This is a genomic window from Jiangella anatolica (assembly GCF_003236295.1).
Taxonomy (GTDB): Bacteria; Actinomycetota; Actinomycetes; order Jiangellales; family Jiangellaceae; genus Jiangella; species Jiangella anatolica.
Genome location: NZ_POTW01000148.1, coordinates 1 through 11,020, shown reverse-complemented (window position 1 = coordinate 11,020; position 11,020 = coordinate 1). Strand labels below are relative to the sequence as shown.

The window sequence follows — 11,020 nt, the reverse complement described above, 5'->3', positions numbered from 1 at the left end:
GCCCCGGCATCGACGACGCCACCGCCGACGAGGCGGCCAACCACTTCGTCCCGCCGCCGCCGGCCCCCATCCCCCGCGGCGACCGCGTCCAGCAGCTGGCCTGGGCCGGCGTGATCGTGCCGCCGATCGCGCTGATCATCGTCGCGATCATGTCCTGGCGCCCGTCGGACCAGATCGTCTTCCTCGCCGTCGTCGCGTTCGTCGCCGGCTTCGTCACCCTGGTCGCCCGCATGCGCGGCCACCACCCCAACGACCCCGACGACGGCGCCGTCATCTAGCGCAACGTCAGCTCCGCTCTGCGGCGCGGCCCAGAGCGGCGCTTGGCACGCCGCAGCGTCGCGCTTGGCACGCCGGAAGCCATCAACCGCGCCCGAATTGCCGTGATTTGTGGAGCGCTCCGGCGTGCCAAGGTCCCGCGCTACCCGGCGCGGGATCGCAACGCCGGGAGCCTGCCAGGCCCATCCCGGGACCGCCGCCCGTTCATGCACCGCGGCCCAGAGCGGCGCTTGGCACGCCCCAGCGCCGCGCTTGGCACCCCGAACGTCACCAACCGTGCCCGAATTGCGTGATTTGTGGAGCGCTCCGGCGTGCCAAGGCCGCTCAGGGGAGCGTCAGCTCTGCCACGACGGGGAGGTGGTCGCTCGCCGCCCGGGCATCCGGGGTGTCGACGACGCGGTAGGAGGTCACGGACGCGCCCCGGACGAAGACGCCGTCGACGCGGCCGGCACGCGCGGTCGGCACTGTCGAGTCCGCGCCGGCGTCGGTGTACTGCGAGGCCAGGCGGGTCCACGTCGGCGCCGTCGGCGGCTCCTCCAGCCCGCCGCCGAGCACCGTCGTCGCCGTGTCGAGGCGGTTGACCAGGCCGGTGATCTCCGTCAGGTGCCGGGCCCGCTCCCCCGCGTCGGCGCCCAGCCGCAGCGACGCCGCGGCGAACGCGACGCCGTCCTTCTCCAGCCGGGCCAGCACCAGGCCGCGCCGGGCCAGGCCGGGTGTGCGGCGCAGCCGGTACTCCCAGACGTCGCGCAGGTCCACCCGCACGGCCGTGAACAGCGCCGTCCCGCCGGTGGTGCCGCCGCCGGCGGTGTACAGCAGGTCCGCGCGCCGGGCGAACGAGGCGGCCCGGCCGCGCCACAGCACGACCCGCGGCAGCCCCTGGACGCACGCGACGTCGGCGTCCAGATCCCGCAGCACCCGGGCGACGGCGTGCGCGTCACCGCGCAGCCCGCGGACGTCGTAGCTGACGACCCGCAGCGCGACGCCCGTCACACGCGGGCGAGGTCGGCCGCGCCGATGATGCCGGCGTCGTTGCCGAGCGTCGCCACCCGCACCTCCGGCTCCGGCCGGTGGCCCGCGCCGGTCGTGTGCTTGCGCAGTGCCTCCTCGGCCGGCCGGATGAGCAGGTCGCCGGCCTCGGACACGCCGCCGCCGATGACGAACGCCGCCGGGTCGAACACCGCCGTGAGCGAGCCCATCGCCTCGCCCAGCCAGCGCCCGACCTCCGCGATCAGCACGATGCACAGCTCGTCGCCGGCCTGGGCCAGCTCGGTGACCATGGGTCCGGTGATGCTGTGGACGTCGCCGCCGGCCCGCTCCAGCAGCCGCTCCGCCGACGGCAGGCTGGCCGCCTCGCGCGCCTCGCGGACCAGCGCGGTGCCGCTCGCGTACGCCTCGATGCAGCCGCGCAGCCCGCAGCCGCACAGGTGACCGTCGGGGACCAGCCGCAGGTGCCCGAGCTCGGCCGCGATGCCGTGCGCGCCCCGGTAGATCTTGCCGTCCAGCACGACGCCGCCGCCGACGCCGGTGCCGATCGTCAGCAGGATCATGTCGTCGATGTCCTCGGCGGCGCCGAAGGTGAACTCGCCCCAGGCGGCGGCGTTGGCGTCGTTCTCGACGACGGTGCGCAGGCCGGTGGCCGCGGCGACCTGGTCGCGGACGGGGACGTCGCGCCAGGCCAGGTTCGGCGCGAACAGCACCCGGGACCGGGCCGAGTCGACGAACCCGGCCGAGCCGACGCCGACGGCCTCGACGTCGTGCTGTTCGGCCAGGTCCTTGGCCACGTCGATGATCGTCGCGACGATCGCCGCGGGGTCGTGCGACGGTGTCTCGCGCCGGGTCCGCGCCCCGATGACGCCCTTCTCGTCCACGACGCCGCCGGCGATCTTGGTTCCGCCCACGTCGACACCGATGGTGAGGCTCACTCGTCCACTCCCTCGACCCGCTTCTTCAGCTCTTTCAGAGCCGTGTCGATGATGACCTTCTCCGCCTTGCGCTTCATCAGCCCGAGCATGGGGATCGCGACGTCGACCGTCAGCTGGTACGTCACCTCGGTGCTCGAGTCGTCGACGGCCGCCAGCGCGTACGAGCCGTCCAGCTCCTTGATCATCCCGCCCTCGACCAGGGTCCAGCGGACCTCGTCGTCGCCGTCCCACTCGTAGGAGAGCGTGTAGCGGTCCTTGATCGGCCCGGCTTCGAGGACGAACTTCGCCTCGGCCGGCCGCCCACTGTCCTCGTACACCGTCAGCACCTCGACCTCGCGGACCGAGGCCGTCCACTCCGGGTACGCGTCGAGGTCGGCGATGACGGCCATGATCGCGGCCGGTGTCGCGGCGACGACGATGCTCGACGTGGTCTGCGCAGCCATGTGTGAAGTGTCCCATCAGCCGGACGGCGGAGTTCGCAGACTATCGAGCCGGCGGCAGCCGCGGCACGCCGGCCGGTCGTCCGTGTTCGAGCCGGTCCTTCAGCTCGTTGACGCTCGCCTTGAACGCGACGGTGTACCGGCGGGCGAGGCGCTGGGCGTCGGCCCGCGGCGAGGTCGGGTCGGCCCGCAGGAACCAGTGCACGATGACGCCGTCGCCCCACCGTTCCAGCCACAGCTCGGTGCTGCCGGTCAGCTCGCCGGCGACGCTCCAGCGCACGCCCTCCAGGCCGCGGTCCTCGTCGACGGTGAGCGTCAGCCGCGGCCACCAGGCGCGGGCCAGCGCCGGGTCGCGGACGCGCGCGGCCAGTTCGGCCCGCTCCGCCACCACGAACGTGTCGTCCACGAGATCGATCGCCGGCGCCATTCCCGCAGCCTACGGCGCTGCCGGACGTGACCCACGTCATGTCACAAACCGCGGCCCGAACAGGTCGTAGGTAGTAGGAGCGATCGCAAGGAGTGCGACATGCGCGATCTGACGAACCACCGGATGGTCACCGCGGTGATCGGCCTCGCCGACCGGCACGAACGGCCCCGGCCGGCCGTCCCGCGGCGCTGGAGCGACCTGTTCGGGCCGCTGGCCGTGGCGAGCTTCCTGCTCGTGCTGGTGTCCGGCGTCCTGCTGGCGTTCTGGTTCGAGCCGTCGATGCGCCCGGTCGTGTACGACGGGTCGTACGCGCCGCTGCGGGGCGTGCAGATGTCCGAGGCGTACGAGTCGACGGTGCGCATCTCGATGGAGGTGCCCGGCGGGCTGCTGGTGCGCCAGGTGCACCAGTGGGCCACGCTGGTGTTCATCGCCGCGCTGTCGGCGCAGTTGCTGCGGGTCTTCCTCAGCGGCGGGTTCCGCGGGCGCCGGCGGATCGGCTGGCTGCTGCTGCTCGGGCTGCTGGTGCTGGGCATCGTCGAGGCGTACCTCGGCCACTCGCTCCCCGACGACCTGCAGTCCGGCACCGGGCTGCGGGTCACCGAGGGCTACCTGCTCGCGGCGCCGGTGGTCGGGACCTGGCTGTCGTGGATCGTGTTCGGCGGCGAGTTCCCCGGCGACCAGGTGATCGGCCGGCTGTACACCGTGCACGTGTGGGTGCTGCCGGCGCTGATCATCGGGCTGGCCGGCCTCTGGCTGCTGCTCTGGTACCGGCGGCGCCCCTCGCCGGCGGAGCCGGTCGGCGACCCGCCGCGGCAGTACGCCGTGCGCATGGGCGGGCTGGTGCTGGCGTTCTGGGGCGGCATCGTCGCGATGGCGGCGGCCGTGCAGGTCAACCCGGTCTGGCTGTGGGGCCCGTTCGACCCGGCGCAGGCGCCGGCCGGCAGCCGTCCGCCCTGGTACCTCGGCTTCCTCGACGGCGCGGTGCGGCTGATGCCGCCGTGGGAGCTCGACGTGTTCGGCTACACACTGACGCTGAGCGTCGTCGTCCCGGTGATGGTGCTGCCCGGCGTGCTGCTGGCGTCGCTGGCGCTGTACCCGTGGTTCGAGCAGTGGGCGACGGGCGACCGGCGCGACCCGTCCGTGCTGGACCGGCCGCGGGACATGCCGGTGCGCACCGGGCTGGTGGCGGCGTTCGTGGCCTTCTACCTGGTGCTGTGGATCGCGGGCGGCGGCGACGTCGTCGCGACGCTGCTGCACGTCCCGCTGGAGCCGCTGATCCGGTTCCTGCAGGTCGCCGTCGTCGTGGCGCCGCCGCTGGCGTTCTGGGCGGCGAAGCGCATCTGCCTGGGGCTGCGGCTTCGCGACCTGGAGGAGTTGCGGCACGGACACGCGACCGGCATCGTCGTCGTCGACGCCGAGGGCGGGTTCAGCGAGCTGCACCGGCCACTGACGGCGCCGGAGGCACGGCGGCGGGCGCCGAGGGCGGAGCTGGTGGGCGCGGGCGCGCCGGTGGACGCGCACGGGGTGCCGAACCCGCACCACCGGGCCGGACGGGCGCTGGCGTCCCGGTTCTACTTCGCCGATCTTCCCGGCAACCGGCCGGCCACGGCGGACGTCCAACGGAAGGAGCATGCTTGACTCGTCCTCGGAGGTGCGCTCATGTCGCTGTCCCGCCCGGCCATCGCGCTGCTCGCCGGTGCGCTGCTGCTCACCGGCTGCGGCTCCACCACGGCCGGTGAGGACGGCGGCAGCGGCGAGGCCGCGGACAGCGGCGCGACGTCCACCGCCGACCCGGGCCCGGCGCCGCGCATCGACGTCGTCGCCGACCTCGCGCCCGCCGACGCAGGCACCGTCGCCGCGTCGGTCAACCAGTTCGGGTTCGACCTGCTCGGCCAGCTGACCGACGGCGACGAGAACACCGTCACCTCTCCCGTCTCCGTCGCGTCTATGCTGGCCATGCTGCTGGCCGGCGCGGGCGGTGAGACGGCGGCCGCGATGGCGGGGACGCTGCACCTGGACGACCCGCGCGACGTTCGTGTCGGCGCGCTGCTGCGCCAGCTCGCCGACACGACCGACGTCACGCTGGCGCCGGCCAACGCGCTGTGGTCGCGGCAGGGCGTGCCGTTCGAGGAGGACTACCTGACGTTCGTGCGCGACTCGTTCGGCGCGACCGCCGAGGAGGCGGACCTCGGTGCTCAGGAGACCGCCGACGAGATCGACGCGTGGGTGCGCGAGCACACCGAGGACCGCATCGACGGCATCGCCGCCGACCTCGGCCTGCCCGACCCGCAGGCGGCGCTGGTGCTGCTCAACGCGGTGTACTTCCTCGGCACCTGGACCACGCAGTTCGACCCGGCCGACACCCGGCCGCAGTCGTTCACGCTGCCCGGCGGCGACACCGCCGACGTGCCGCTGATGGTCCTGCGCGAGCAGACGCTGCCGTTCGTCCAGCGCGACGGCTACTCGATGCTGCGACTGCCCTACGGCGCCGACGGCCGCTACGGCATGGAGATCCTGCTCCCCGACGACGACGCCGGGCTGCCGGCGCTGCTGTCGTCGCTGGACGCCGCCGAGTGGTCCGCCGCCGTCGCCGCACTGACACCGCAGGAGCTGCAGACCGTCGCGGTGCCGAAGTTCGAGCTGGAGTGGGACGCCGACCTGGGCGACGCGCTGACGGCACTGGGCATGGGCCCGGCGTTCCAGCAGGCCGACTTCCGGCCGATGTCGCCACAGCCGCAGGCGCTCTCGTCGGTCGTGCACAAGACCTACATCCGGGTCGACGAGGCCGGCACCGAGGCCGCGGCCGTCACCGGTGGTGTCACCCGGATGTCGGGCGGCCAGAGCGTCCGGGTGGACCGGCCGTTCGCGTTCACCATCTCCGACAGCCAGACCGGCGCCATCGTCTTCCTCGGCGCGGTGACCGACCCCCGCGGCTGACCCAGCGACGGCGGACGAGAATGCCGCCGTGCTGCCGAGGCCCGCGGCTAGAGCCCGCGATGTCCGATTCGGTGGCGCAATGGCACCGGCCGAATCGGGCCTATAACGTACTTCTGGCCCCCGCGCGAGTCGAGACGAAGATGGCGTCACAGCGTCACAGACAGTTTCCGAGCCGTCACTGCCAGTAACGGACGGTTTTGTGGCCCGGATCACGTTTCCATGATCCAATTCACGTCTCGAAGTACGGGCACATGCCGCGATTCGGAACTCGCCGTTCGGCTTTTTACGGCAAACTGCCGCCTGTGAGTGTGTGGGCTCCCGATTCCGTCCAGCGTCACTGGCATGGCGTGGCCGTCGCGCGGCCCGGCATGCTCGCGCTCGTCATCGCCCTGACCGGGTCGGCCCGCAGCGTCGTCACCGACTGGTGGTGGCTGGGCGCGCTGGCGCTGGTCGCGCTGGCGGCGGCGATCTCCGAGCGGATCCTCCCCCGCACGCGCGTGCGGGTGGCCGCGGAGATGGCGCTGGCCTCGATCATCGTCGGGCTCGGGCTGCCCGAGGCGTACCTCGCGCTGCCCTACCTGCTGGTGCCGGCGTTCGCCGCCGGGCTGGCCGGCAGCATCATGGGCACCGCCATCACCACGCTCACCGGCGCGATCGGCCTGGTCATCGGCAACATCCTCGCCGGGGGCAACCTGATCGAGCTGCCCACGTTCGGCAGCGTCTCGGTCTGGGTCGTCATCATCTTCGCCACCGGCGCCATCGGGGCGTGGGTGCTGCGGCTGGACAGCATCCAGATCGCCGACGGCGGACGCTACGCCGCGGCGTACCGGCTGCTGTCGGAGCTGCGGGTGGTGTCGCGCCGGCTGTCCGTCGGCCTCGACCCCGGCACGCTGGCGGAGGGCCTGCTCGACAACGTCGCCGGGCCGCTGGCCGTCCGCCGGGCGGCGCTGCTGGTGCGGCGCGAGGGCGGCAACCTGTTCCCGCTCGCCCATCGTGGCGAGGACGACGGCTGGCTGCTCGGCGCCGAGCGCGACCCCGTCGTGCTGGAGGCGTGGAGCAGCGAGACACCGGCCTGGACGCCGAACGGGCGGCGCGGCTACCGCGTCGTGTTGCCGCTGCGGGTCGGGTCGCGGACGATGGGCGTCATCGTCGCCGACGTGCCGGACCAGGTGTCGTCGGAGGAGCTGCAGCTGCTGGTCGGCTCGACCGACGAGGGGGCGCTGCGGCTGGAGACCGCGCTGCTCTTCGACGAGGTGCGCGAGCTGGCCACCCGCGAGGAGCGGCGCCGGCTGGCCCGCGAGATCCACGACGGCATCGCCCAGGAGCTGACCTCGCTGGGCTACCTCGTCGACGACCTCATTGCCCGCACCACCGACGCCGACGCCAAGTCGCTGTCGACCACGCTGCGCCAGGAGCTCACCCGGATCCTGTCCAACCTGCGGCACTCGATCTTCGACCTGCGCAGCGACCTGGACCACGACGGCGGCCTCGGCACGTCGCTGTCGGCCTACGCCCGTCAGGTGGGCACCCAAGCGGGACTCAAGGTGCACCTGGCGCACCAGGAGGAGCACGACCGGCTGCGGCCGGAGGTCGAGGCCGAGCTGCTGCGCATCGGCCAGGAGGCCATCACGAACGTGCGCAAGCACGCCAAGGCGAAGAACCTGTGGGTCACTGTGTCCGTCAGCCCACCCAATGCGCAGATTCGTGTGGTCGATGACGGCATGGGCATGCGGGAGCAGCCACGCGGCCGCTACGGTCTGGAGATCATGCAGGAGCGGGCCCGGCGGGTGGGCGCCAATCTCGTCATCGGAGAACGAAAGCCAGAGGGCGGTACGGTCGTCGACGTATCCCTCGGCAACATTCATGGAGAGGGGTAACAACCGTGCCCATGTCGGTCATGCTCGTGGACGACCACGAGCTCATCCGCCAAGGACTGCGCCGCGCCTTCGAGCGGGACGCCGGATTCACGGTGGTCGGCGAGGCCGCCACCGTCGCCGAGGCGCAGAAGCTGGCCGAAGCGACCCAGCCGACCGTGGCGGTGATCGACATCCGCCTCCCGGACGGCAGCGGCCTGGAGCTGGCGCAGCGACTCCGGGAGACCCGCGGCGACATCGGCCTGGTCATCCTCACCATGTACGCCGGCGACGACCACCTGTTCGGCGCGCTGGACGCCGGCGCGTCGGCGTTCGTGCCGAAGAGCTCCCCCAGCGACGACGTCGTCGCCGCCGCCCGGCATGCCGCCGCCACCCCGTCCGCGTTCGTCGCCGACGGCCTGGCCGAGGCCATGCAGCGGCGGCTGCACCCCACCGGGCCGCAGCTCACCCGGCGTGAGCGCGAGGTGCTCGACCTGCTCGCCGACGGCCTCGGCGTGTCGAGCATCGCCCGCAAGCTGTACATCAGCGAGTCGACCACGAAGACGCACGTCTCGAAGCTCTACGACAAGCTCAACGCCTCCAACCGGGCCCAGGCGATCATGGCCGCGGTACGAGCTGGGCTGTTGAGCCGCCATGAGGAGGCCCAGTCCGGGTAATGTGACACCGGGACGCGGTTCCGTGACATCGGGACGGTTCCTGTGACACTGAGTGACGTTCGGTCACCGAGTGTGACGCACGTCCTCCTTTCGGTCGATACTTAAGTAGACGCTCGCTCCATCGACCCCGAAGTGATCTGACCTCATCCTGGATGTAGGCCGGTTTCTCCTGCCGGTTTGAGGTTGAGAAGTTCCGGGGGTGATCGACCATGCGTGACGCACTACGGCAACGGAGTTCTCTGCGCATCGAGAGCGCTCTGATGCGGCTGGCCGTGATCGCAGTGATCCTGGCCGGCACGTGGTTCATCAGCTGGCAGTTGGCCAACGCGATCAGCGTCGGCTGACGTCGAACGATCAGCGGTTGCACCGCGAGAGCAACCGGTGGAGCGAGTGCTCGTGACAACGGCGTCACGGGTGACTCGTCCGTGAGAGCCAGCACGTGAGAAGAGCCGGACACCTTTCTGGTGTCCGGCTCTTTCTGTGTGCTGCGGGAGGGCTCAGCCCGGCCGGGTGGCGCCGGCGAACGGCATCAGGTCGACGTCGTCGACGCTCACCACGTCGCCCGGGTGGGTGGCGTGCACGATCTGCCCGTCGCCGATGTAGATGCCGACGTGGCTGATGGGGCTGTAGTAGAAGACGAGGTCACCGGGCTCGAGCTGGCTCTTCGAGACGCGGGTGCCGACGCCGATCTGCGAGCCGGACGAGCGCGGCAGGCTCACCCCGGCCTCGGCCCACGCGGCCGACGTCAGTCCGGAGCAGTCCCAGCCGTCCGGCCCGTCGCCGCCCCACACGTAGGGGTCGCCGACCTGCGCCAGCGCGAACTGGACCACGACACCCGCGCGACCGGACACCGGCGGCGGGTCGGTCGGGGTCTCCTCCTCGTCGCCCTCACCGCGGTCCGGCACCTCGGAGTTCTCCTCGCGGTCCTCCTCCAGTTGGGCCTGTTCCTCGGCCTCCAGCTGGTCCAGGATCTCCTGCGCGTCGGCCAGCAACTGCTCGACGGTCGCCTTCTCCGTCTCCAGCGTGGCCTCGATGGCCTGCTGGCGAGTCTTCTCCTCGTCGGCCATCAGCCGGGCCGCCTCGTAACTGCGGGTCACGTCGGCCGCGGCGGCGAGGCTGTCGGCCTGCTGCCCGGCGTACGCGTTGATCACCGACGACTGCGCGAGGAAGTCCTCGGGGCTCTCCGCCAGCAGCGTCTGCAGCGTCGGGTCGACGATGCCGCCGGAGCGGTAGCTGGCCGCGGCGAACGCGCCGATCTGCGCCCTCACCGCGTCGACGGCCGCCTGCTGCCGGTCGACCGACGCCTGCGCCCGCTCGATGCGGCGCTGCACCTCGGTGAGCTCGTCGGTCGCGGCGTTGTACCGCTCCGTCGCCTGCTCCGCCTGGTGGTACAGGGCGTCGACCTGCTCCCTGACCTCGGAGATCGTGGGCTTCGGGTCGGCGTTGCTCTGGGTGATGAGGGTCATTCCCCCGGTGACGCTGACGGCGGCTGTGCACAGGGCGACAAGCGCGCGACGCGGACGGCGGGGGTGACCACCTGGCTCAGGCACTCTGGTCCTTCCTTGGGGCGGGATACAGGCACCTGGGCCGGGAGCCTAGCCAGCCTCACGTGCCTCCCGCAAATCCCTCGACGTGGTTTCGGCCGAATTTCTGCTCGCGGCGTCGCCCTCCGTCACGACCAGGCGCAGCGGGGGCACCAGCCCCGCCTCGGCGAGCACGCCGAGCGCTTCGCGCTCCTCACCACCCAACTCGCTGTCGATGGGTCCAAGGAGAACCGACACCACGCAGTCCGAACACGCCAGGCCGCGCATCTCGCAGCGATCGCAGTCGATGTGCATGACCATCCTCACTCTCACGCTCTCGCGGTGAGCCCTCCTCCCCGCTGATCACGAAGGTACGGGCAGGGTCTGACAAGGTCTGGGCTCCTGGTGCGTTGACGCAGGTCAAGCCTCAATTGTCACAGCAGTCACTCTGGTCACTGGGCCAGTTGGCTGGGGGTCTCGTTCGCCGGGCTTCCGTTGGTTGGGTCTGCGCCGTTCGGGTGGCCCCCTCGCTTGCCCATTGTCCGGTCGTGGAGCCGGGCCTCAAGTCCGGCGCCTAGGGGCTTGGACTTGACCCCCGGCTCCACGACCGGGGGCAAGACTCGGAGGGAGCCACCCGAAGAAGGGGCCCCGGCCTTCGGGCTCGCTCGGCGTGAGGTCCGCTGGCCGCTGACGGGCCGCAGGTGGATGGCTACCGACTCCGCCGTTCACAATGCCCGCCGGCCGCCGCCGGCCAGCCGACCCGTCACGACAGCGGAGTCGGTAGCCATCCACAGCGGGCGGCGAGAGGCCAGCGGACAAGAAGGTCAGCGAGCCTTATGGCCAGGCCCATTTTCCGGGCGGCCCCCCTGATGCTGTTGAACCGGGGGCGCGGTGACGCGGGTCAAGTCCAAGCGCCCCAACCACAATCCCCCAGCACCCCACCGCGCTTGGACTTGACCCGCGTC

11 protein-coding genes and 1 pseudogene are annotated in these 11,020 nt (G+C 71.9%); 6 read left to right on the top strand and 6 right to left on the bottom strand.

Features of this window, described 5'->3' with window-relative positions; genetic code table 11:
- Nucleotides 1-278 (top strand): annotated as a pseudogene (locus C1I92_RS34175) (hypothetical protein); the annotation flags it as partial.
- Between the two features lie 322 nt (nt 279-600).
- On the opposite strand, the gene C1I92_RS31735 reads toward C1I92_RS34175, so the two are convergent.
- From C1I92_RS31735 to C1I92_RS31720, 4 genes are read right to left on the bottom strand one after another with little or no spacing between them, the layout of a single operon-like run.
- Nucleotides 601-1,266 carry an endonuclease/exonuclease/phosphatase family protein gene (locus tag C1I92_RS31735; protein ID WP_111258629.1) on the bottom strand — a complete coding sequence of 222 codons (666 nt, stop codon included), beginning with the start codon at nt 1,264-1,266 and terminating at the stop codon, nt 601-603.
- A complete protein-coding gene (locus tag C1I92_RS31730) occupies nt 1,263-2,198 on the bottom strand; it encodes an ROK family glucokinase (RefSeq protein WP_111258628.1) in 936 nt (311 codons plus the stop codon). The genes C1I92_RS31735 and C1I92_RS31730 overlap by 4 nt, the downstream gene beginning before the upstream one ends.
- Nucleotides 2,195-2,641 (bottom strand): SRPBCC family protein, encoded by a 447-nt coding sequence (locus C1I92_RS31725; protein WP_111258627.1) that lies wholly within the window; start codon nt 2,639-2,641, stop codon nt 2,195-2,197. The genes C1I92_RS31730 and C1I92_RS31725 overlap by 4 nt, the downstream gene beginning before the upstream one ends.
- A 40-nt stretch (nt 2,642-2,681) precedes the next feature.
- Complete coding sequence (locus tag C1I92_RS31720) at nt 2,682-3,065, bottom strand: polyketide cyclase / dehydrase and lipid transport (RefSeq protein ID WP_111258626.1); 384 nt, start codon at nt 3,063-3,065, stop codon at nt 2,682-2,684.
- A 99-nt stretch (nt 3,066-3,164) separates the two neighbouring features.
- Between C1I92_RS31720 and qcrB the strand changes: the two genes are divergently transcribed.
- The 5 genes from qcrB (at nt 3,165) to C1I92_RS35405 (ending at nt 8,876) form a co-directional block, all read left to right on the top strand.
- The gene (qcrB, locus tag C1I92_RS31715; protein WP_111258625.1) at nt 3,165-4,703 is read left to right on the top strand and encodes a cytochrome bc1 complex cytochrome b subunit; all 1,539 of its coding nucleotides are present in this window, start codon (nt 3,165-3,167) and stop codon (nt 4,701-4,703) included.
- Between the two features lie 21 nt (nt 4,704-4,724).
- Entirely contained in the window at nt 4,725-6,002 is a 1,278-nt protein-coding gene (locus tag C1I92_RS31710; RefSeq protein ID WP_111258624.1) for a serpin family protein, read from the top strand.
- 347 nt (nt 6,003-6,349) lie between these two features.
- A complete protein-coding gene (locus tag C1I92_RS31705; protein ID WP_111258623.1) occupies nt 6,350-7,879 on the top strand; it encodes a GAF domain-containing sensor histidine kinase in 1,530 nt (509 codons plus the stop codon).
- A gap of 11 nt (nt 7,880-7,890) precedes the next feature.
- Nucleotides 7,891-8,532, top strand: coding sequence for a response regulator transcription factor (locus tag C1I92_RS31700; RefSeq protein ID WP_111258622.1), 642 nt, complete (start codon nt 7,891-7,893; stop codon nt 8,530-8,532).
- Nucleotides 8,533-8,741: 209 nt separating this feature from the next.
- Nucleotides 8,742-8,876 (top strand): hypothetical protein, encoded by a 135-nt coding sequence (locus C1I92_RS35405; protein ID WP_267896780.1) that lies wholly within the window; start codon nt 8,742-8,744, stop codon nt 8,874-8,876.
- Nucleotides 8,877-9,029: 153 nt separating this feature from the next.
- Here C1I92_RS35405 and C1I92_RS31695 read toward each other — a convergent pair whose 3' ends face one another.
- Together C1I92_RS31695 and C1I92_RS31690 are read right to left on the bottom strand one after the other, a co-directional pair.
- Nucleotides 9,030-9,998, bottom strand: coding sequence for a C40 family peptidase (locus tag C1I92_RS31695; RefSeq protein ID WP_111258621.1), 969 nt, complete (start codon nt 9,996-9,998; stop codon nt 9,030-9,032).
- Nucleotides 9,999-10,127: 129 nt separating this feature from the next.
- On the bottom strand, nt 10,128-10,370 hold the full coding sequence (locus C1I92_RS31690; protein WP_146605368.1) for a hypothetical protein: 243 nt from the start codon (nt 10,368-10,370) through the stop codon (nt 10,128-10,130).
- Between the last annotated feature and the right edge of the window lie 650 nt (nt 10,371-11,020).